Below are 21,633 nucleotides of genomic sequence, written 5' to 3'. Positions count from 1 at the left end.
GTTTTCAACACCAAATATATCAACTACCAGCTACTTGTAATAGAAGGAAAATAGTAACTTAAAATTTTTATTTTTTAATTCTTACAACAACTTGTTTGTTACATTTCTTTATAGTAATTTTAATTATATGACAGAAATTGAGATTGAAAAAGAAAATGCGGCTATTGCCAAACAGTACAAGGAACTGTTGCGCATCAGTTATCAAGAACTTACCGATGACGATAAGAAAATCATTCGGAAGGCTTTTGATATTGCCGTAGATGCGCATAAAGATCAACGCAGAAAAAGTGGAGAAGCCTACATTTTTCATCCAATTGCTGTGGCGAAAATTGTAGCTTCTGAAATTGGAATGGACGCTACTTCTATCGCCTCTGCCCTACTACACGACGTGGTAGAAGATACCGAATACACGCTAGAAGACATTGAACAAGAATTTGGTGTGGCGGTTGCCCGAATTGTGGACGGACTTACCAAAATTTCACATCTTAAAAAAGATAAAGACGTTTCGCTGCAGGCGGAAAATTTCCGTAAAATGCTGCTAACGATTAATGATGACGTCCGTGTAATCATCATCAAAATTGCCGATCGTTTGCACAATATGCAGACAATGGATTCCATGCCTTCGCACAAGCAAGTGAAAATTGCGTCGGAAACCTTGTACATTTACGCGCCTTTGGCACACCGTATTGGTCTTTACAATATCAAAACGGAACTAGAAGATTTAGGCTTAAAGTACACGGAACCTGATGTTTTTAATGACATTCAAAATAAAATTGAAGAAAGCAAAGAAGAACAACAAGAATACATTGACAACTTCTCTTCTATCATAAAAAATTCGCTCGATAAAGAAGACTTTAAATACGAAATCAAAGGTCGTTTTAAATCTATTTTTTCCATTCGTAGAAAAATGGTCAAACAAGGTGTGACGTTTGATGAAGTGTACGATAAATTTGCCATCCGAATTATCTATGAAACGGAAGATTTAAACAATGAAAAGTTCATTGCGTGGAAAATTTATTCGATAGTTACAGACCATTTTAGACCGAATCCTGTGCGTTTACGTGATTGGATTTCCTCTCCAAAATCGACAGGATACGAAGCCTTGCACATTACTGTTATGGGACCGAAAGGTCGCTGGGTAGAAGTGCAAATTCGCTCGCAGCGCATGCACGAAATCGCGGAAAAAGGCTATGCGGCACATTTTAAATACAAGCAAGGTGAGCAAAAAGAGCAAGGACTCGAACCTTGGCTGAACAAACTGCAAGAAGCGCTGGAAAATCAAACGGCAAATGCGGTAGATTTTGTAGAAGAATTCAAGTTGAATTTATATGCAAAAGAAATCTTCGTTTTTACACCTACGGGCGATTTAAAATCGTTGCCAAAAGGTGCTACACCATTGGATTTTGCCTTTAGCATTCACACCGAAGTTGGTTGCCATACACGTGGCGCAAAAGTGAATGGAAAACTAGTCCCGCTAAGTCACGAATTGAAAAGTGGTGATCAAGTGGAAATTATCACTTCCGAAAAGTCAAAACCGAATGCCAACTGGCTTGATTATGCCACCACTTCCAGAGCGCGCTCTAAAATAAAATCTTCGTTACGTGAAGAAAAGAAAGAAATTGCGGAAGAAGGAAAAGAAATTCTACGTCGAAAATTAAAGCAATTAAAAATTACGCTCGACGAGAATTCCATCAACGAATTGGTAAATCATTTTAAGCTAAAAACAAGTTTAGATTTGTTTTATCGTGTTGGAATTGGAACGATTGACAACCAAAAATTAAAAGATTTCGCAGCGCAACGCAGCAATAGTATTTTTAAATTCTTCAAAAATAAAATTCGAAGAGGACCATCGGCTCCGCCAGAAGAAATTAACGAGCCTGAAGTGTCTAACCAGTTTGACATGTTGGTGTTTGGGAAAGAAGAAGAAAAACTCAATTACAAATTGGCAAATTGTTGTAACCCAATTCCTGGCGATCCTGTTTTTGGATTTGTTACAGTGAATGAAGGCATTAAAGTACATAAAAAAGATTGCCCAAATGCGGTGAGTTTACAAGCCAACTACGCATACCGAATCATGACCGCAAAATGGATAGATTCTACGCAAGAAGAGTTTACCGTATTGTTACAACTCACAGGAATTGACAACATGGGACTCGTTAATGAAGTTACCAAGGTCATTTCCAACAACATGCATGTAAACATTAGAAACATCAGTTTTGAAACCAACGACGGAATTTTCACGGGAAGAATTATGGTGATTGTTAAAAACAACTCCATTTTAAAACGCCTCATTGCCAAACTCGAAAAGATAAACGGTATTGAAAAAGTGACGCGAGGATAATTCTTTAACGCATCTACTTTATAAAAAAATAACCACGTATCAAATCGAGCGTAGTCTAGAAGTTTCTTACTAATTACATAACTTCATAGAAATCTCGACTGCGCTCGATTTGACATTTATAATTCATTATTTCTTACTAAACGGACTATTTTTATCTTAACATTTATCAGTATTGCAATCCTCTGGAACTCTAGTCGTCGTAGGACATTGCATACTACACTTGCACGTTGCAATGATTGTACAAGCATCATGTCTAGTTTGAAGCGTTTCAATAATGGTTTGAATAGGAATGATTGTAATATCCGTTCCGCCGTGAAGCATGCTTGCGTCTAAATTTGAAATGACACTTTTGTGTAATTGGAGCTTTTGGTTGAAATCTTTTTTCTTCATATCTAAATTATTTTAAAGGTTTTACTTATGCTTGTTGAATGATACGAACGAAAAAAGATACAATTTCAATATTCTCAAGAAATATCACAACTGATAGCTTTTTAGAAGTGAACTGCTTTTTTTCATTCCATACAAAACAATAAAAGTTCATCGCATTGCATTGAAAAAACGCAAATGCCGAAATGTTTCATATAAAGTTTTAGGAGAATGCACGTTTCTGATAATCAGAAATATACTTACTAAAAGTACATTTTTTAGAATGAAAAAACAAACAAAATCAAAGAAGGAAACCAAAAATTGATTCCGCTGCATAAGCGCAACAAAATTACCAAGCGGAATATGCCCTAAAATTTGAAAAATAAGTGTAAATTTGCCTTTTAATCTTCAGCCAAGATGCAACAAAACATGGAGGAAAATAATCAAGAAATTGTCAAAAACGTTTTTACGAAGTTTTTAGAAGACAACGGTCATCGAAAAACGCCTGAACGCTTTGCAATTCTACAAGAAATATATGATAGTGAAGAACATTTCGATATAGAATCGCTCTACATCAAAATGAAAAATAAAAACTATCGTGTGAGTAGAGCTACACTGTACAACACCATAGAACTTTTATTGGATAGCAATTTGGTGCGCAAACATCAATTTGGACAAAATCAGGCACATTACGAAAAGTCCTATTTTGACAAACAACACGATCATGTAATTTTGACAGATTCTGGTGAAGTAATGGAGTTCTGCGATCCTAGAATTCAAATTATCAAAAAAACCATTGAAGAAATTTTTGATATCGACATTCACAATCACTCACTCTATTTCTACGCAACAAAGAAGGATAAAAAATAAACACAACAACACACTAATCACACAATATAATGGCAGTAGATTTACTACTCGGACTTCAATGGGGAGACGAAGGCAAAGGAAAAATTGTTGACGTACTTACCGCAAACTACGATATTATTGCACGTTTTCAAGGTGGCCCAAATGCGGGACACACCTTAGAATTTGATGGCATTAAACATGTTTTACGTACCATTCCTTCTGGAATTTTTCACGAAACCGCCACCAACGTTATCGGAAATGGCGTTGTAATTGATCCGGTGGTTTTCAAGAAAGAATTGGACGGTTTGGCGCAGTTCAATATTGACATTCAGAAAAAACTCATCATTTCCAGAAAAGCACACCTTATTTTACCAACACATCGCTTGTTAGATGCAGCTTCGGAAGCTTCGAAAGGAAAAGCGAAAATTGGTTCTACTTTGAAAGGAATTGGTCCAACATACATGGACAAAACGGGGAGAAACGGAATTCGTGTGGGCGATTTGGAATTGGACAACTGGAAAGAAAAATATCGCACGTTGACCAATAAGCACGAAGCAATGATTAACTTCTACAACGTAGATGTTCAGTACGATTTGCAAGAATTGGAAGAAGAGTTTTTTGAAGCCGTAGACGTTTTAAAAACATTGCAATTTATTGACAGCGAAGAATATTTACACCAAGCACAAAAAAGCGGAAAAACGATTTTGGCAGAAGGCGCGCAAGGTTCGTTATTAGATATTGACTTTGGAACCTATCCATTTGTAACGTCTTCCAACACTACAGCGGCCGGCGCTTGTACAGGATTGGGCGTTGCTCCAAACAAAGTAAAAGACGTATTTGGAATTTTTAAAGCATACACTACGCGCGTTGGTTCAGGACCGTTTCCAACAGAATTATTTGATGAAGTTGGTTCAGAAATGGCACGTATCGGACATGAATTTGGCGCCGTAACAGGACGACCAAGACGTTGCGGTTGGCTCGATTTGGTAGCGTTGAAATACGCGTGTCAAGTCAATGGAGTTACACAATTGATGATGATGAAAGGCGATGTACTTTCCGGATTTAAAACCTTAAAAGTATGTACTGCATACACATACAAAGGCGAAACCATTTCGCACTTGCCGTACAACATCGAAGAAGAAAACGTAACACCTATTTACACTGAATTCAAAGGCTGGAAAGAAGATTTAACCAAAATGACGACGCCATCACAGTTTCCAAAAGAACTCAATGATTATATAGATTTCTTGGAAAAAGAGCTCGAAATTCCAATCAAAATTGTGTCAGTTGGACCTGATAGAACACAAACGATTCATAGGTAATTATGAAAACAATTATAATTTAAAAACTATTTTGTCACTTCAAGCGCAGTCGAGAAGTATTTGAAAAACATACATATTCTTAAAAATCTCGACTGCGCTCGATTTGACATTTTCTATAAATATCAAATTCTTATTCAAAAATAATCTTGACAGCTTCCAATTCGGAAGCTTTTTTAATTTCCCCAAACTGCCATTTTAACAATTTTTATAGCTTTAGGAATGGTTTTTGTTCAGTTTTTCGGTAACTTTGAATATGAACTACAAAAGCGATTTTTATGTTAGGCGGATTCTTCAGAAAAAGAAAAAATAGAACTTTTAATTACACACCTCAGTTTTACAAACCTGAAGAAGATCGTTCGTTGCCCGATAGAAGTTTCGCTAAGTACAGAAGAGCTTGGGAAGATGCAGGTGAAGCAAGCAGAACTCGTAAAAACTATGAGGTTTCTGTCCGCTTAATTATCATATTTTTGGTACTTGTTTTTATTGCTTTGTACATTCTAGACTTTGACCTATCAATATTTTATAGCAAGTAATTTATGGCAGATATCATAAAGCTTTTACCCGATCATGTGGCAAATCAAATTGCAGCAGGAGAAGTCGTTCAGCGACCAGCATCGGTAGTAAAAGAACTACTTGAAAATGCAATTGATGCAAACGCAACCGAAATAAAACTCATTGTTAAAGAAGCTGGGAAAACGCTGATTCACGTTATTGATAACGGTTTTGGAATGAGCGAAACCGATGCGCGACTTTCCTTTGAGCGACATGCAACGTCCAAAATTCAAGCGGCAGAAGATTTATTCAATTTACATACCAAAGGGTTTCGTGGCGAAGCGTTAGCTTCCATTGCTGCAATTGCGCATGTGGAATTGCAAACGAAAACAACGGATGCTGAATTAGGAACGCGTATTAAAATTGAAGGCAGTAAAATCATTTCACAAGAAGTAGTTACAACACCAACAGGAACTTCAATTGCGGTTAAAAATCTGTTTTATAATATTCCGGCGCGACGCAATTTTTTAAAGTCTGATACGGTAGAATTGCGCCATATTATTGACGAGTTTCAACGTGTGGCATTAGCGCATTCTGACATAAAATTTGTGTTGTATCATAATGGAAATGAATTGTTTAATCTTCCTAAAAGTAAGTATCGTCAGCGGATTGTGAATATTTTGGGTGGAAAAACCAATGAAAAACTCGTTCCGATTGAGGAAGATACAGATATTGTAAAAATTAGCGGATTTGTCGGAAAACCCGAATTCGCCAAGAAAAGTAGAAACGAGCAATTTTTCTTTGTCAACAACCGCTTTATCAAAAGTCCGTATTTGCATCACGCGATTACAGCAGCATTTGAAGGTTTGCTGAAAGACAAGATGCAACCGAGTTATTTTATTTACTTGGACGTCAATCCGGAAACGATTGATATTAACATTCATCCCACAAAAACAGAAATAAAATTTGACGATGAACATTCGCTCTACGCGATGTTGCGTGCTACCGTAAAACATAGTTTGGGACAATTCAACATTGCGCCTGTACTCGATTTTGACCGCGACGCCAATTTAGACACGCCGTACGATTATAAAAACAAGCAAGTAGCTGTACCCAATATTCAAGTTGATAGAAGTTTCAATCCGTTTGCCAATGATGTAAAAACGCAGAAAAGTTCTAATACTGCTCCGCGTTATCAAAACTACAAGAAGGAATCTACCGAAGGTTGGGAAAGTTTGTATGTGGGTTTGGAATCGAAGTCGAATACCAATCAATTTCCCACAGAAAATATCGAATTTGAGTCAGAAGCAGTAACAAGTTCTTTGTTTACAAATGAAGAACCTCGTGAAACCTTGACCTATCAATTGCACCGAAAATATATTGTAAGTTCTATAAAATCAGGCATCGTGATTATTGACCAACATCGCGCGCATCAACGTGTGTTGTACGAACAATTGTTGCGAAATATCACCGTGAGCGAAGCTGTAAGTCAGCAATTGCTGTTTCCTGTAACGTTTACATTTTCGACAAGTGAAATTACGTTGCTAAAAGAAGTCAAAGAAAGTTTAGAAAACATCGGCTTTATGTTTAGCGATATTACAGAAGATACGATTGAACTTTCGGGAATTCCGTCCAATATTTCTGAAAGCGAATTACAGATTATCATTGAGCAAATGCTGAACGATTTTCAAGGAGAAATTCCCGATACAGGATTCAGTCAAACCGATGTTTTGGTAAAATCACTAGCGAAAAGCATGGCAATTCGTACCGGAAAAAAACTAGAAATCGAAGAACAAGAAGCATTGGTCAACAATTTATTTGCCTGTAAAGAACCAAGCGTTTCGCCGTTTCAAAAAACCATTTTCATCACCTTAAGCGTTGATGATTTAGATAAAAAATTTATATAAGCTATGATGCGGATTACAGATACTGTAAAACATTTAATCATTATCAATGTCATATTGTGGTTTGCTACCTATGTGTTAGGGCAACGCGGTATTGACATCTATACTGTCACTGCATTGCATTTTCCAGAAAATCCAAATTTTGGAATTTGGCAACCAATTACAAGTATGTTTATGCATTCCATGGCGAGTCCAACACACCTTTTATTCAACATGCTTGGATTGTGGATGTTCGGTTCGGCATTGGAAGCACGCTGGGGAAAAATAAAATTTCTCAGTTTCTATATGATTACAGGTGTTGGTGCTGGATTGGTATACACGCTTGTAAATTACTACGATGTACATACAGCACACAATATATTACTCGATAGTGGATTTTCTGTAACGCAAATTAACGAGTTATTTCAATCCTCTTATGAAGGTTTCTTGGCAAAACTTAATAGCTATGCAAATGCTGGTGTACTCAGTGAGGCACAAGCTGTTTATGATTACGGAAATTCCTTTTATAGTAATGCTGTTGGAGCTTCAGGAGCTTTGTATGGTATTTTAGTAGCTTTTGGCATGTTATATCCAAATGTAGAATTAATGTTACTCTTTTTGCCAATTCCAATCAAAGCGAAGTATTTTATTCCAGGATTATTATTACTAGATTTTATTGGAGGAATTACAGGTGGAATGAGCTTGTTTGGCGCTGGAAATATTGCCCATTTTGCGCATTTAGGCGGCGCCTTGTTTGGCTTCTTATTGATGTTGTATTTTAAGAAAACACAGTTTAATAAAAATCGTTGGGACTAATGGACACGAAGACACGTTTATTAATGATGTATCGCGGTTTTAATGCCTCTGAAAAGCTGATTGCGCTTAATATTACCATTTTTACGATTATGGTGATATTTAATGCTTTTTTTCGTTCTATTTACGGTACTCCACCAACTTTCTTTTATGAGTATTTTGCCATTCCAAAAGATTTAGGAGAGTTGCTTGTAAAGCCATGGACAATTGTTACGTATGCGTTTATTCACGCTGACTTTTTTCATGTGATTTTTAACTGTATCGGTTTGTATTTTACGGGGAAAATCTTTTATAATTTCTTTACTGAAAAACAATTCATCACCGTATATGCATACGGAATTTTCGCAGGAGCAGTTTTATTTTTGATTGCTTACAATGTATTGCCTGCTTTTGCAGAACAGCGTGCTGTATTGATGGGCGCTTCTGCAGCAGTATTGGCAATTATGGCAGCTGGCGCAACCTATGCTCCTAATTTAATTGTGAATCTTTTTGGAGTGTTGCCCGTAAAATACTGGATTTTGGCAATATTACTGATGATATCTTACATTGCAGCTATTGGACAAGGAAGCAACGAAGGTGGTCATTTTGCACACATCGGCGGCGCGTTGATTGGCTATTTATTCGTGAAACAACTACAAAAAGGCAATGATATTGGTATCGGATTTGAACGTTTTTGGGATAAATTGGTTGCCTTTTTTACACCAAAAAAGAAATCGCCACTAAAAACCGTATACAAAAACAAAGAAACCAAACGTTCTACTACAAAGAAAACGACACAAACAACCTCCGAGAAGCAACGAAAAATTGATGCTATTTTAGATAAAATTAGCAAATCTGGTTACGAAAGTCTGACCAAAGCCGAAAAAGACTTTTTATTTAAAGCGGGTAAGGACAATTAAATTATGAGCGAGCAGAAGAAGAAAAGATTGCGTCTTGTAAGTAGAGTCATCTTCTTCATTAATAGCGTGTTTGCGGCATTGCTATTACTTTCGTATGTATTGCCGTATGCCGTACCCAAAAGCTTTCCTATCCTTTCCGTTTTGAGTTTGTTGGTGCCTGTTTTTATCATGATTAATTTCATTTTTATGCTGTTTTGGATTTTGAATGTTCGAAAGCAGTTTTTGTTGTCGTTTGTCGTGCTGATTTTAGGCTACTCGCATGTGACTTCGATGTATAAATTCTCTGGAACGTTAACAGAGCCTACAGAAAACTCTTTATCCTTGATGAGCTATAATGTGCGGTTGTTTAATATTTACGATTGGATTCAAGAGGCACAAATTGACCAAAAGATTGTGGATTTAATCAAAGAAAATTCGCCTGATATTATCGCTTTGCAAGAGTTTCATCCGAATCAGCAAGAAGCTTTTGATTTTTATCCATATCAACATGTTGTATTGCGTGGAAAAAAGAAAAAAGCAGGACAAGCCATTTTCTCAAAGTTTCCGATACTACACAAAGGTTCTATTGAATTTCCAAACACATCCAACAACGCAATTTACATTGATATTGTTCGCCATACTGATACGATTCGCGTGTACAATTTGCATTTACAATCGTTGCACATCAATCCCAAAAAAGAAGAATTTTCACAGAAAAATTCGGAGCGTTTGTTGAAACGTATGGCAACGGCGTTTAAAATGCAGCAGACACAAGCAGAACTGTTCGAAATGAATCGTAAAAACTGTCCACACAAGAAGATTATTTTGGGCGATTTCAACAATACCCAATTTTCAAACGTGTATAAAACCATTAAAGGCAACATGAAAGATGCTTTTGTGGAAGCTGGAAAAGGGTTTGGTTCAACGCTCGATTTTCCGTATTTCCCGATGCGCATCGATTTTATTTTGACAGATGCTTCTTTTAGCGTGAATTCGTTTAAGACATTTTCGCAACATTATTCCGATCATTTCGCTATTAAAAGTATTATTTCATTAGATTGATTGTCTGGTGTGATTTTACGTTCGCTTTTCTCAATTTTTCGTGAAAAATCTTCCAATTTTACCGTCCGTTTACCGCTAGTTTATAAAACGTAGGTGCTACCAACCGCTATTTTATAAACCAAAGGTTACGCTTCTTGCTTCTAGTTAATGGCTATTCTACTTTCGATTCATATTAATTTTAAAAATGATTCTTATGAAGAAAAGAAATTTCAATTCGTTACCATTTAAAAAGGAAAGAATTTCCACTTTGACAAGCTCAAAAATTAAAGGCGGACTGGATAGTAAAAAATGTGTCTATTCGCACAAAACTGAGTGTAAAACGCTAAATGGTCATTCCGATCCATTTGTGGATTGCACGGTGACTTATTTGGCGTGTGTTACCGAACCTAGATTTTGTGGATTGTTTGGGCAAGAAGGATAATTATGCTTTACGCAAAAGTTATTCGATAAAAATTATCACATAGTAATTCAATAAAAAAGTTATTCAGATGAAAAAAAGAAATGCAAAATTACTACAGCTTAAAAAAGAACGAATTTCAACGCTTGCAAACGCACAAATTACTGGAGGCGTTAAAACAACTACTTGTGTTACCTATACGTATGAGAGTATTTGTAAAACGACACGCTGCGAAACGGAAGTGTATTTTTGTCCCCTTACTGTCGCAAATTGCCATACCGAACCTGGATATTGTGCAATTGACTAATGAAAACTGCTAACCTTCCAAAGACATTAGAAAACAGTCTGCTGAATCTGCCAAGATATGTAACAGCAACGCGATTCCGAAAACACGTGTTTTTGTAAAGAAAAGCATGACTACATAAGTGCCAATTGCATAGTAACTGTGCAACGGATGAAAGTTGATACTGCAACGATTCGGATCAAAAATTGGTGTTGCTAGTAAGTGATCTAAGTCGATTAACATTGCTAGTAGAAAGATACCGTAGACTGTTTTCCACTTTGTGCGATAAAAATACAGCGCTATAAATAGTGGAAAGATAAAATGCAATCCGTAATGAACACAAAATCGCAACATTACAAAACGGTTTGTTGTTCCAAATAACTGAGCGCATTGGTGCCTTCATTGAAAAGTAAATCCAAAATGCTCAGATTGGGGATAAAACCATATTTGGTATCAAAAACTTGTGTATAGGCTTCAAATCCGTGATTGGGTTCTTTTTTGACATCTACCAATTTTCGAAAGTCTTTTATGTCTGTTACTACAGATTGGTATTCCGTTGTGTGCGATGGCGAAACTTCTAATTGCAAACACTCATTGATAGCGTTTATGGTGTCCAAATTCAAGTCCATCAAACGTGTATATTTCTTTTCGAATAATGGTTGCAATTCGTCTTCGTAATATTCAAAAAACGGCGATGTTCGATACGCACTTTCGAGTGATTTCCAATGCAAGCGTTGCCAAGCTGTTTCGTTGGCAATTTCAATATCGCGATACTTTTGATGTTGATTTTTTTTGGAATGCTTTACAGGAACATTCAACATCAATTTTCCGTTCGCGCCATAAATATAGGTTCGATTTCGATAGGTTTGCTTCTGGAAATTATCTTCCATTTCATACACCAAATCGTCCGCCTTTGCGAATAATACGTAATGTGCAATGCTTGGGAAGTATGTTGGATGGACTATGAAACTCAATACTTTGAAGGTTTATCGGTTTAAATGTTTAAAAGTTTTCAGAGAAAGCATTTTCAAATTTTCAAATTGATACATTTTTTCATTGTTACATTGCTACATTATTTTGATCCTTCTCGTTTACGCTTACGATAATAACTAAACCCAAACCAACCTGCTAAAACGATTAAGAAATATGGAAAATAGGAAATAGGTTCGCCTTCACCGCTTACGGTGGTAAATAATCGATTCCAACGAATTTTGTTGAAGCCACTAGCATTGGTATCCCAACTCATCCAAATAAACGTTGGCTTTCCTAAGACGTGATCAAACGGCACAAATCCCCAACTTCTAGAATCTTGCGAATTTCCTCTATTGTCTCCCATCATCCAGTAATAATCTTGCTTGAACGTGTACGATGTAACCACTTCACCATCGATGAGAATTTGATTGTCTTTAACGGTCAAATTGTTTCCTTCGTATTCTGAAATGGCTCTTTTGTACAATGGAAGGTTGTCCATCGTTAACTCAACTTTTTGTCCAGCATACGGAATTTCGATTGGACCATAGTGATAGTTATTCCAATTGTACTTTTCTGATTTTGGAAAAATATTTGGTTCTCGTTGTCCTTTCGGAGTAATTGCCTTTTCTATACTTGATACGTTAGGGTGATTTTTAAAAGCTTGCGCAGATTGTTCTGTAATTGCAGAAAAGTAAACTTCGTTAGGTCTTCCCGTGGCACCAAAAGCATCTGTAATATCATATCTATCATGTAAATATTGCTTATTAAAACCTCGTCCTTTAGTCTTTACATAATAACTAAACTGCAACTTTGCTCTGTCTGGCAATTCGTTTTTCTTTCCATCAATGTATACGTAGCCATTACGTACTTCCAATTGATCACCTGGCAATCCAACACAACGTTTTACATAGTTTGAACGTTTATCTACAGGCTTTTCTACATATCCTGTCATAGCATTTATGTCTTCAAATTCATCTGCTGGCCAATTGAAAACTACAATGTCATTGCGTTCTATACTTTCAAAACCTGGAAATCTCCAATATGGCAATTGCGGCTCTTTCACGTAAGATTTGATTCCTGTTAATGGAATTTCATCGTGTACCATTGGCAGTGCAATTGGCGTCATGGGTGTTCTGGCGCCGTAATGTACTTTGCTTACAAATAAGAAATCGCCCACTAATAAGGTTTTTTCCAACGATGATGTCGGAATCACAAATGGTTGCATTACATACGTATGTACGAGCGTTGCTGCTACGACTGCGAACAATATAGACGCAACCCACTCGCCTGCTGTAGAACGTGGTTTTAAGCTTCTTTCATGTACATATTGTACATCTAATGCATAATTCACGTAGAAAATATACAAACCTAGTGTAAGCACCACTAAGATAGTTTCTGCACGGTCTGTTCGTCCAAAACTACGAATGGTTTCTACCCAAAGTACTGGAAATACAATCAAATTCACAATCGGAATAAACAATAAAATCACCCAATACCATTCTTTTGGTCGGTTGATGATGCGCATTAAAATAAACGCATTGTAAATTGGCACGGCAGCTTCCCAAGCTTTTCTGTCCGCTTTGATGTACAGCTTCCAAGTTCCTAAAAAGTGAATGAGTTGAACGACTAAGAAAAATAGTAAAAATGCTTGCGTAAACGTCATTTGTTGTATGTTTTTGAATGCTGCAACGCAGCAAATTTTGTTGGTTTTGTTACAAATATATATTCCTCAAATATATATGATTGATTTTTATTATATGTTTAACACGTCTTTCATGCTAAAAACACCTGTTTTTCCTTGAATCCATTCGGCAGCCACGACTGCACCGAGCGCAAATCCTTGACGGTTGTGCGCTTCGTGTTTTATAGAAATGGAATCTATAGCAGAAGTGTATGTAATTTCGTGTGTTCCTGGCACTTCTGGAATACGCTTTGCCGTGATGGGAATTTCATCGTCATTTTCGGCTTTGTCTAATTTCCAATGGTTGTAGTTGCTATGTTGCATAATACCTTCTGCCAACGTAATTGCCGTACCACTTGGTGCATCTAGTTTTTTGGTGTGATGAATTTCTTCAATAGTCACGTTGTAATCTTCCAATTGCGACATCATTTTCGCTAAATACGAATTCATTTCAAAGAAAATATTGACACCCAAGCTAAAGTTTGATGCGTAAATGAACGTACCGTTTTTTTCTTCACACAATGCCACAACTTCATCGTATTTTTCAAGCCAACCTGTAGTACCAGAAATGACAGGAATTTGTTGTTGAATGCAATGTGTAATGTTTTCAAAAGCGGCGGTTGGAATACTGAAATCAATCGCGACGTCAACGTTAGTGAAATCGTACGTAGTTATATTTCCCTGAATTTTATGAACAATGGTGTGTTCCCGCGAAAGCGCAATTTTCTCAATCTCCTTTCCCATTCGACCATATCCTAGTAAGGCAATATTCATAATAATTCGTTTTGAAAGGTGTGTCGAGGTTAAAATCTAAAGTTGAGTGTGAGTCCTAAGTTGCGATTAAAATCCACATCGTTTTGATCAATATGCGGGCGAACCGATAAATCGTCACTTACATTAAATTGCAGCAAATGCGCGTCTACATTGGCGTCTACAATATTTAACACATACGCAACCACTGTTAATAAGAGTGATAAATCGCGATTTCGCTGATAGAATTCTTGTGCATCAATTAGTGCATTGTTATCTACGACAATGTTTTGAAATTCGTCATCCGTAAACCCAGCCAAACGACGTTTGTACGCGCGACGATAGCGATTGTAGTTGCGATTGTTGTCTATATAAAAGTAAATTCCTGTTCCTAACGCGGCATATACAATCGGAATTTTCCAGTATTTTTTGTTGTATGCTTGTCCCAAACCAGGCAGAATAGCCGAGTAAAAAGCCGCTTTGGAAGGCGACAGCGGATCAATGTCTTTTTTTTCATCAAGTACAAGATCACTTTTTATTTTTAACGCAGATTCGTCTTTCTTGGTTTCGTCTGTTGTTTTTTCTTCCTTCGTTGTTTCTTTGGTTTCTTCATTTTTTTCTTGCGCCCATGAGAATTGGCAAGCAAAAACGATACAACACAACGCGATGATGATTTTATTTCCCACCTTTGATTAATTTTTTGATTCGTGTGAAATCTGCCTCAGAGTTGAACGGAATGGTGATTTTTCCTTTTCCATTTTTTCCAACTTTTACGTCTACGTTTTGTCCGAAATATTCTGAAAAATCACGAATTCCTTTGCGAACAAATTTAGGTGTTTCGTCAGTTTCTTCTGTAGAAACGTCTGTAGATGTACCTTCTTTATATTTTTTCACCAATGCTTCCGTATCACGCACCGATAGCGATTTAGAAACAATGGTTTTGTAAATGTCTAATTGGTCTTTGGTTTTTTCAATGTTCACCAACGCACGTCCGTGTCCCATACTTAGGAATCCGTCGCGCATGCCTGTTTGAATGATTGGATCAAGTTTTAACAGACGTAAGTAGTTGGCTATGGTAGAACGTTTTTTCCCTACGCGCTGACTCATTTGCTCTTGTGTAAGACTGATTTCGTCAATTAAACGTTGATACGAAAGTGCAATTTCTATCGGGTCTAAATCGGCACGTTGAATGTTTTCCACCAATGCCATTTCCAACGATTCTTGATCGTTAGCAATACGCACATAGGCAGGAATCGTTTCGAGTCCGATGAGTTTTGACGCTCTGTAACGACGTTCTCCCGAAACCAATTGGTATTTTTCAAATCCGAGTTTACGAACTGTAATAGGCTGAATAACACCTAATTCTTTGATGGAAGAAGCCAATTCGCGCAGTGATTCTTCGTTGAAATTGGTTCGTGGCTGAAACGGATTGACTTCAATTGTTTCAATAGACAATTCGACAATATTACCAACGACTTGATCTGCATTTTTATCAGAAACCGACGAAATATCATTTTCAGGGTCTTTCAATAATGCAGATAATCCTCTTCCTAATGCTTGTTTTTTTGTTGCCTTCGCCATAAATCTTATTTACCACTGTTTTTCTTAATCACTTCGTGTGCTAAGCTTAAATAGTTTGTGGCACCTTTACTGCTTGCATCGTAATTGATGATACTTTCGCCGTAACTTGGTGCTTCGCTCAAACGTACATTTCGTTGAATGATGGTTGAAAATACCATATCATTAAAATGTTTTTGCACTTCTTCTACAACTTGATTCGACAATCGCAAGCGAGAATCATACATCGTGAGCAACAATCCTTCAATATCTAACGCTGGATTGTGTATTTTTTGTACACTTTTTATCGTGTTTAATAGTTTTCCTAAACCTTCCAACGCAAAGTATTCACATTGAATTGGAATCATGACTGCGTCTGCGGCTGTTAATGCATTTAGCGTTAACAATCCGAGCGACGGTGCGCAATCAATTAGAATATAATCGTATTCATCTTTAATCTCAGCAATAGCTTTGCGCAACATGTATTCGCGTTGGTCTTTGTCAACCAATTCAATTTCAATTGCTACCAAATCAATATGTGCTGGAATGATGTCTAAGTTTGGTGAACTTGTTTCCATCACTACGTCTTTTGCTTGTACGGTATGCTCAAGCAGTTGGTACGTTCCTGTTTCAATGCTTTCCACATCAATACCCAATCCGGAAGTTGCGTTTGCTTGCGGATCGGCATCAATTAATAACACTTTCTTTTCAAGTACTCCGAGTGACGCTGCTAAATTTACGGAAGTCGTCGTTTTTCCAACGCCTCCTTTTTGGTTTGCGATAGCAATTATTTTGCCCATGTTTAGTTTGAGGATTTTGAGCGATAAAAATACAATTATTATTGAGTTAATGAAACGAAAATTATTAACAAAGATGATAATGTTTCGTTAAAGACTGATTAAAAGCGTAAGAAGTGTGAGTCCGTAGATTTTAAAAGCGATAAAAACGTGAGGTTGGTAGAAGTTTTTGGATTTAAAAAACTGTTTGAGAAACTTTAAAACGTCATTCTGAACTTGATTCAGAATCTTAGATTCGTAATCTCTCACTGTTATGGGAAACCAAATCAAGTTTGGTTTGACGTATGTCAACTTCTCAAACAGTTTTTCTTGTCTTATGATATTATTTTTCAGGATTGTGAATTCCTAAAATATAACCGCCCGTTGCGTATTTTTTGGCAACATTTTGTATATCTTCTGCCGTTATTTCATTGACGGATGCTTCGTATTTTAAAATTCTGTTTGGATTTCGCTTGGTATAATCTGTAGCATCTAAGTAACGCAACCAAAATCTATTTTTCTTTATTTGTTCTTTGTTTTCAAGCAGTGCTGCTTCTTTTACTTTGTTTACATCTTTTTCTGTTGGACCGTTTTCTACAATTGCTTGTAATTCTGCCAACGCAGCGTCTTTTAGCTTGTCTACATTTTCAGGTCCGCACGGAAATGAAATTCGCAAATTATACCAACCATACGGATGAGAACGTACACTTCCCGAAGCACTTGCGCCATACACGCCACCTTCTTCTTCACGCAATTTCTCAATAAGCTTAATGCTTAATATGTCTCCCAAAAACTGCATTGCTCTTGCATCTTTAGCAGTGTATTCCGCTTCTCCTTGAAAAATGATTTGCACAGAACTTTTTGGATCCGTTCCTTTTTCGATGATTTTTGTGTGTTTTCCCGTCAACGGTCTAAACGACGAATAGTTTGGCTCCTCATTAGAATTTTTCCCAGGTAAACTTGCCAAATATTTTTCAGCATAGTCTTGCAGCTTTTTCTCATCAATATTTCCAACAAAATAGAAAGTGAAATCGCCTGCATCGGCAAAACGCTCTTGGTATTTTTCGTATGCTAAATCATAATCGCTTGCGTCCATCATTTCAGGTGTTGGAAATCCTTGGTATCGCGGATTTTTTTCATTCATGAATTTCCCCATTTCAAATTGAAAGTAAAACTGCGGACTTTTCATAATGTTTGTTAAAAACCCTTTTTGCTTTGTGATGTACGTGTTGTATGCTTTTTCGTCTTTATTGAGTTTTGTAAAGTACAAATGTGTCATTTGAAACAAGGTTTCCAAATCTTTAGGCGTAGTACTTCCGTTAAAACCTTCTCTGTACGAACCAATATACGGAGAGACATTCGCTATTTTACCCGACATCATTTTTCGCAAATCTATTTTAGAGAAACCATTGACACCAGCTTCACCTAGTCCACCGTTTGCAAAACCAATTTTTTTGTATTCTTCATCCGTGTATAAAGAACTTCCACCCAAACTGTAGGCTGAAAATAGAATTTCATCATTTTTAAAATCGGTCTTTTTATATACGACTTTAGCGCCGTTACTCAATGTCATCGTAGTTACGCCAATAGACGGATTTGTACTTTTATTAATAACTTTTCCAGCATCAGGCAAATTGGAAATTAAGCTATTTCCAACGGCTTTATCTTCATAAGGTTTGATAGCTTTTGTTTTTACCTTTTTCAACACTTCCATCACTTGCGCTTCCGTAATTTTTGGTACATCGTCTTTTTCTGGTCCCGTCAACACAATTACGGTGTTGGTGTCGCGTAAATACTCATTAATTACACTGTTGACTTCTTCCAACGTAATGGTTGGTAATTGCTCTGTAAAGAACGCGTATGTCCACTCCATTCCTGGAATTGGCGATTCTTGTAAAAAGCTATTTACGTATCTGCTTGCAATTCGTGAAGATTCCATTTTGTTTCGGTCTTTATAGGCTTTTTCAAGTCCCGCAATCACATTTTTCTTAGCTCTTTCAAATTCTCCTTGACCAAAACCGTATTTTCGAGCACGTTCATTTTCTTCTAATAAGGCTTCCAGAGCTTTCAATTGTCCGTCAGCAGCTGTCATTGCCGTAGATTGATAGGCTTCTTTGGTACGTGCCCAAGTGCCACCGTGATAACTTGAACCGAATATAAATGGCGGATTTTCAGATTCTGTCAATTCACTCAAGCGATTGTTAATCATTTGCGTAAATAGATTTTGAATTAGTTGTTTTTTATAGGCATCTGTCGTTTTGATTTTTTTAGGAACGCCCCAATCTTTAAACAATACTTGCACACGCGCAAACGATGCTTCCTTGTCGGTTTCAATCGCAATCAAGGTTTCTTCATGATTTTTTACATTGTGCGTTACTCTTGGTTTCGGATTTACTGCTGCAGGAATTTTTCCAAAATGTGATTTTATTTTTTCTTCCAACACCGCAACATCTACATCGCCCACCGCAACAACTGCCATCAAATCTGGTCGATACCAATCTTTGTAAAATCGGCGTAAGCTTTCGTATTTAAAGGTTTCCAAGTTTTCTTTGGTTCCTATTGGCAAGCGATTTGCGTATTTTGAACCGTATAAAATTTTAGGCAAGTATTTTTGCAGCATACGCTCATCGGCTCCTTTACCTAAACGGTATTCTTCTAAAACCACACCGCGTTCGTTGTCAATTTCTTCATCCGTCAGCAAGGCATTGTGCGCCCAATCTTCTATGATTTGAAATCCTTTTTCTAATTTTTCAGGATCATCACTCGGAATTGGTAAAATATAGACTGTTTCATCAAAACTTGTGTACGCGTTTAAATGTGCGCCAAATTTGACGCCGATACTTTGTAAATAATCTACAAGTTCGTTCTTTTTAAAGTTTTTAGTACCATTAAAATTCATGTGTTCCATGAAATGTGCGAGTCCAAGTTGATCTTCATCTTCCAAAATAGAACCTGCATTGAGTACCAAACGCAGTTCAACTTTATTTTCAGGTTTTCCATTGTTTTGTATGTAATAGGTCAATCCGTTGGATAAGGTTCCTATTTTCACATTCGGGTCCGTTGGAATAGTATTGGAAGTACTTTGTTTCGATTGTGCGGCGACATTTTCTAAGCCAAAAACACTCAAAAAAAGAATGCTTCCCAACAAGTAAAGATATTTTTTCATGATTACGGTCTTGATTATTTATTAAGGTTAAATATATAAGATATTAGCAACGCTTCCCATAGCACTTGTATAATTTTAACATTAGTTTGTGAGGTTTTACCTAGTTTTTATAACAAAATCCTATTGTTTTTAATTTGAATATGTTGGAAGTTAAAAATTCACAATTTTTGATGTTTGCTGATAAAAAAGATTATTTTTGAGCGAATTTTTAACAGTTACACCATTTATACAAATACATTATTTTAGGTGTAATTTTGGATTGCTTTTATGAAGAAATTATTCGTTTTACTTTTTTTAGCACAAATCGCGTTTTCTCAAAATCAGCCAAATTCGGCAGAAAAAACCATCATTAAGATTGTATATGGTGGAAATTTGACCGTAAACGAAGAAAAATTCCCAGGCGCTAAAATATTTTCAAAAACCGACAAAGGACAAGTTCGCTTTGAGCATGAAGGCATGGATTTATGGTGCGACAGAGCAGTGTTGTTTCAAGAACGAAATTGGGTAAAAGCCTACGGAAATGTCTTCATCCAACAAGGCGATTCTTTAGAAATGTCGAGCGAATACATTGAATACGACGGCGATACCAAATTGGCGGTTTCCAAACGAAAAGTACGTTTGCAGAATCCTGATATGACGTTGACGACTGACACTTTGTATTTTGATAGAAACGTGCAAGAAGCTTATTTCAATACCAAAGGCATCGTAAAAGACAGTGCTTCTACCCTAACGAGCATTGAAGGGCGATATTTTATGAGCAAAAACAAATATCAGTTCCAAAAAGATGTGCAAATTGACAATCCTGAATACACGGTAAATTCTGCACAGCTTGATTATTATACCGATTCCAAACACGCGTATATGTACGGTCCGTCCACCATCAAAGGGAAAGAATACACTATATTTTGCAAGCGTGGATTTTACAATACGGTGACGGAAAAAGGCTATTTCGTCAAAGATTCTCGCATCGATTACGACAACCGAATCATTAATGGCGATAGTTTGTATTTTGAAAAAAGCACCAATTTCGCTTCCGCGACGAACAATATAAAAATTACCGACACTATTAATAAAATGGTTTTAAAAGGTCATTATGGAGAAGTTTTTAAAGCAAAAGATTCGGCATTTATTACCAAACGTGCAGTTGCGATAAGTTTGGTCGAAACTGATTCTATGTACATTCATGGAGATCGTTTGGTCGTTACAGGTCCCGAAACCAATCGTGTAATTCGCGCGTACAACAATGTAAAGTTTTTTAAGACGGACATGAGCGGAAAGTGCGATTCGCTGTTTGCGGATAACAATTCAGGAATTACCAAACTTATACGTCGTCCAATCATGTGGAATGGTGATAGTCAAATGACAGGCGATACTATTTTCCTGATTTCGAATGTAAAAACTGAAAAACTCGATTCGTTAAAAGTCATCAACAATTCTTTTATTGTGCAGAAAGATACGCTTGGCGAAGGCTACAATCAGGTGAAAGGTCAAAATTTGTATGGAAAATTCCGCGATAACAAATTGTACGAAGTTGATGTCATCAAAAACACGGAAGTCGTGTATTATATGTATAACGACAACAACGAATTTATTGGAATTGACAAAACCATTTGCAGTGCTATCAATTTGACGCTCAACGAAAATCAAATAGAAGACATTACCTTTTTTACACGTCCTGATGGCGTGATTTATCCAGATAAAGACTTACCTAAAAACGCTCGAAAACTTCGCGGATTTATTTGGCGCGGCGACGAACGGATGTATTCCAAAGATGATATTTTTGACGAAGACGATAATAATTTAATTCTTCCTGTCATTCGTGGTGTGAACAATCCGATGGATCCTTTATTGGAAGAAGAACGAAACCCGCAAGACAAAGCTTCCAAAGAAACACTCAAAGCACTTCCGCCTGACAAGGAAGAAAAGAAAAAGTTGCTTGAGCAGAAGAAAAAATTGTAGCACAACCCGATTCTAAAAAAAAGAAGGTTTTGAAAAAACAGGATTAATTTCTTGAAATTCAACACAAGAAATCTCATTCCTAATAG

Annotated in this window: 20 protein-coding genes; 11 read left to right on the top strand and 9 right to left on the bottom strand. The window is 36.7% G+C overall.

The features are described from left to right. The first annotated feature begins 127 nt into the window (after positions 1-127). Positions 128-2,341, top strand: coding sequence for a RelA/SpoT family protein (locus C8N46_RS07120; protein WP_108114198.1), 2,214 nt, complete (start codon positions 128-130; stop codon positions 2,339-2,341). Between the two features lie 156 nt (positions 2,342-2,497). On the opposite strand, the gene C8N46_RS07115 is transcribed toward C8N46_RS07120, so the two are convergent. Next, a complete protein-coding gene (locus C8N46_RS07115; RefSeq protein ID WP_108114197.1) occupies positions 2,498-2,731 on the bottom strand; it encodes a class I lanthipeptide in 234 nt (77 codons plus the stop codon). A 405-nt stretch (positions 2,732-3,136) separates the two neighbouring features. On the opposite strand from C8N46_RS07115, the gene C8N46_RS07110 reads away from it, so the two are divergent. From C8N46_RS07110 to C8N46_RS07070, 9 genes are all read left to right on the top strand, one after another. Beyond that, positions 3,137-3,577, top strand: a complete 441-nt coding sequence (locus C8N46_RS07110) for a Fur family transcriptional regulator (protein ID WP_108114583.1) — start codon at positions 3,137-3,139, stop codon at positions 3,575-3,577. A gap of 29 nt (positions 3,578-3,606) precedes the next feature. Continuing rightward, positions 3,607-4,878 carry an adenylosuccinate synthase gene (locus tag C8N46_RS07105; RefSeq protein WP_108114196.1) on the top strand — a complete coding sequence of 424 codons (1,272 nt, stop codon included), beginning with the start codon at positions 3,607-3,609 and terminating at the stop codon, positions 4,876-4,878. Between the two features lie 275 nt (positions 4,879-5,153). Continuing rightward, positions 5,154-5,411 (top strand): hypothetical protein, encoded by a 258-nt coding sequence (locus tag C8N46_RS07100; RefSeq protein ID WP_108114195.1) that lies wholly within the window; start codon positions 5,154-5,156, stop codon positions 5,409-5,411. A gap of 3 nt (positions 5,412-5,414) precedes the next feature. Further along, positions 5,415-7,277: a DNA mismatch repair endonuclease MutL gene (mutL, locus tag C8N46_RS07095; RefSeq protein ID WP_108114194.1), complete on the top strand. Its 1,863-nt coding sequence runs from the start codon at positions 5,415-5,417 to the stop codon at positions 7,275-7,277. Between the two features lie 3 nt (positions 7,278-7,280). Further along, complete coding sequence (locus C8N46_RS07090) at positions 7,281-8,069, top strand: rhomboid family intramembrane serine protease (protein WP_211314478.1); 789 nt, start codon at positions 7,281-7,283, stop codon at positions 8,067-8,069. After that, positions 8,069-8,965: a rhomboid family intramembrane serine protease gene (locus C8N46_RS07085; protein WP_108114193.1), complete on the top strand. Its 897-nt coding sequence runs from the start codon at positions 8,069-8,071 to the stop codon at positions 8,963-8,965. The genes C8N46_RS07090 and C8N46_RS07085 overlap by 1 nt, the downstream gene beginning before the upstream one ends. A gap of 3 nt (positions 8,966-8,968) precedes the next feature. Beyond that, positions 8,969-10,006: an endonuclease/exonuclease/phosphatase family protein gene (locus C8N46_RS07080; protein ID WP_108114192.1), complete on the top strand. Its 1,038-nt coding sequence runs from the start codon at positions 8,969-8,971 to the stop codon at positions 10,004-10,006. A gap of 193 nt (positions 10,007-10,199) precedes the next feature. Then, complete coding sequence (locus C8N46_RS07075; RefSeq protein WP_108114191.1) at positions 10,200-10,427, top strand: hypothetical protein; 228 nt, start codon at positions 10,200-10,202, stop codon at positions 10,425-10,427. 67 nt (positions 10,428-10,494) lie between these two features. Then, complete coding sequence (locus tag C8N46_RS07070) at positions 10,495-10,710, top strand: hypothetical protein (protein WP_108114190.1); 216 nt, start codon at positions 10,495-10,497, stop codon at positions 10,708-10,710. Positions 10,711-10,719: 9 nt separating this feature from the next. On the opposite strand, the gene C8N46_RS07065 is transcribed toward C8N46_RS07070, so the two are convergent. The 8 genes from C8N46_RS07065 to C8N46_RS07030 all read right to left on the bottom strand — a co-directional run bounded on the left by C8N46_RS07065 (position 10,720) and on the right by C8N46_RS07030 (position 19,588). Further along, positions 10,720-11,040, bottom strand: coding sequence for a DUF6122 family protein (locus tag C8N46_RS07065; RefSeq protein ID WP_108114189.1), 321 nt, complete (start codon positions 11,038-11,040; stop codon positions 10,720-10,722). Next, positions 11,040-11,660 (bottom strand): WbqC family protein, encoded by a 621-nt coding sequence (locus C8N46_RS07060; RefSeq protein ID WP_108114188.1) that lies wholly within the window; start codon positions 11,658-11,660, stop codon positions 11,040-11,042. The genes C8N46_RS07065 and C8N46_RS07060 overlap by 1 nt, the downstream gene beginning before the upstream one ends. A 98-nt stretch (positions 11,661-11,758) precedes the next feature. Then, on the bottom strand, positions 11,759-13,321 hold the full coding sequence (gene lepB / locus C8N46_RS07055) for a signal peptidase I (RefSeq protein ID WP_108114187.1): 1,563 nt from the start codon (positions 13,319-13,321) through the stop codon (positions 11,759-11,761). 90 nt (positions 13,322-13,411) lie between these two features. Then, entirely contained in the window at positions 13,412-14,113 is a 702-nt protein-coding gene (gene dapB, locus C8N46_RS07050) for a 4-hydroxy-tetrahydrodipicolinate reductase (RefSeq protein ID WP_108114186.1), read from the bottom strand. Positions 14,114-14,142: 29 nt separating this feature from the next. After that, the gene (locus C8N46_RS07045) at positions 14,143-14,775 is read right to left on the bottom strand and encodes a DUF5683 domain-containing protein (protein ID WP_108114185.1); all 633 of its coding nucleotides are present in this window, start codon (positions 14,773-14,775) and stop codon (positions 14,143-14,145) included. Then, positions 14,765-15,670 (bottom strand): ParB/RepB/Spo0J family partition protein, encoded by a 906-nt coding sequence (locus C8N46_RS07040; RefSeq protein ID WP_108114184.1) that lies wholly within the window; start codon positions 15,668-15,670, stop codon positions 14,765-14,767. The genes C8N46_RS07045 and C8N46_RS07040 overlap by 11 nt, the downstream gene beginning before the upstream one ends. Positions 15,671-15,675: 5 nt before the next feature. Then, positions 15,676-16,446 carry a ParA family protein gene (locus C8N46_RS07035; RefSeq protein ID WP_108114183.1) on the bottom strand — a complete coding sequence of 257 codons (771 nt, stop codon included), beginning with the start codon at positions 16,444-16,446 and terminating at the stop codon, positions 15,676-15,678. Positions 16,447-16,765: 319 nt separating this feature from the next. After that, the gene (locus C8N46_RS07030) at positions 16,766-19,588 is read right to left on the bottom strand and encodes a M16 family metallopeptidase (RefSeq protein ID WP_108114182.1); all 2,823 of its coding nucleotides are present in this window, start codon (positions 19,586-19,588) and stop codon (positions 16,766-16,768) included. A 267-nt stretch (positions 19,589-19,855) separates the two neighbouring features. Between C8N46_RS07030 and C8N46_RS07025 the strand changes: the two genes are divergently transcribed. Next, on the top strand, positions 19,856-21,547 hold the full coding sequence (locus C8N46_RS07025) for an OstA-like protein (RefSeq protein ID WP_108114181.1): 1,692 nt from the start codon (positions 19,856-19,858) through the stop codon (positions 21,545-21,547). Positions 21,548-21,633: the final 86 nt, after the last annotated feature.

This window comes from Kordia periserrulae (assembly GCF_003054265.1).
GTDB classification, from domain to species: domain Bacteria; phylum Bacteroidota; class Bacteroidia; order Flavobacteriales; family Flavobacteriaceae; genus Kordia; species Kordia periserrulae.
Note: the sequence above shows the minus strand (reverse complement) of the source record. Positions and strands in the feature narration are given on the sequence as shown.

Coding starts and splice junctions, on each gene's coding strand:
- C8N46_RS07090 (WP_211314478.1), top strand. CDS start 7,281: ATGATGCGGATTACAGATACTGTAAAACATTTAATCATTATCAATGTC.
- C8N46_RS07085 (WP_108114193.1), top strand. CDS start 8,069: ATGGACACGAAGACACGTTTATTAATGATGTATCGCGGTTTTAATGCC.
- mutL (WP_108114194.1), top strand. CDS start 5,415: ATGGCAGATATCATAAAGCTTTTACCCGATCATGTGGCAAATCAAATT.
- C8N46_RS07040 (WP_108114184.1), bottom strand. CDS start 15,670: ATGGCGAAGGCAACAAAAAAACAAGCATTAGGAAGAGGATTATCTGCA.
- C8N46_RS07070 (WP_108114190.1), top strand. CDS start 10,495: ATGAAAAAAAGAAATGCAAAATTACTACAGCTTAAAAAAGAACGAATT.
- C8N46_RS07025 (WP_108114181.1), top strand. CDS start 19,856: ATGAAGAAATTATTCGTTTTACTTTTTTTAGCACAAATCGCGTTTTCT.
- C8N46_RS07035 (WP_108114183.1), bottom strand. CDS start 16,446: ATGGGCAAAATAATTGCTATCGCAAACCAAAAAGGAGGCGTTGGAAAA.
- C8N46_RS07110 (WP_108114583.1), top strand. CDS start 3,137: ATGGAGGAAAATAATCAAGAAATTGTCAAAAACGTTTTTACGAAGTTT.
- C8N46_RS07105 (WP_108114196.1), top strand. CDS start 3,607: ATGGCAGTAGATTTACTACTCGGACTTCAATGGGGAGACGAAGGCAAA.
- C8N46_RS07115 (WP_108114197.1), bottom strand. CDS start 2,731: ATGAAGAAAAAAGATTTCAACCAAAAGCTCCAATTACACAAAAGTGTC.
- lepB (WP_108114187.1), bottom strand. CDS start 13,321: ATGACGTTTACGCAAGCATTTTTACTATTTTTCTTAGTCGTTCAACTC.
- C8N46_RS07120 (WP_108114198.1), top strand. CDS start 128: ATGACAGAAATTGAGATTGAAAAAGAAAATGCGGCTATTGCCAAACAG.
- C8N46_RS07075 (WP_108114191.1), top strand. CDS start 10,200: ATGAAGAAAAGAAATTTCAATTCGTTACCATTTAAAAAGGAAAGAATT.
- C8N46_RS07100 (WP_108114195.1), top strand. CDS start 5,154: ATGTTAGGCGGATTCTTCAGAAAAAGAAAAAATAGAACTTTTAATTAC.
- C8N46_RS07030 (WP_108114182.1), bottom strand. CDS start 19,588: ATGAAAAAATATCTTTACTTGTTGGGAAGCATTCTTTTTTTGAGTGTT.
- C8N46_RS07065 (WP_108114189.1), bottom strand. CDS start 11,040: ATGTTGCGATTTTGTGTTCATTACGGATTGCATTTTATCTTTCCACTA.
- C8N46_RS07080 (WP_108114192.1), top strand. CDS start 8,969: ATGAGCGAGCAGAAGAAGAAAAGATTGCGTCTTGTAAGTAGAGTCATC.
- dapB (WP_108114186.1), bottom strand. CDS start 14,113: ATGAATATTGCCTTACTAGGATATGGTCGAATGGGAAAGGAGATTGAG.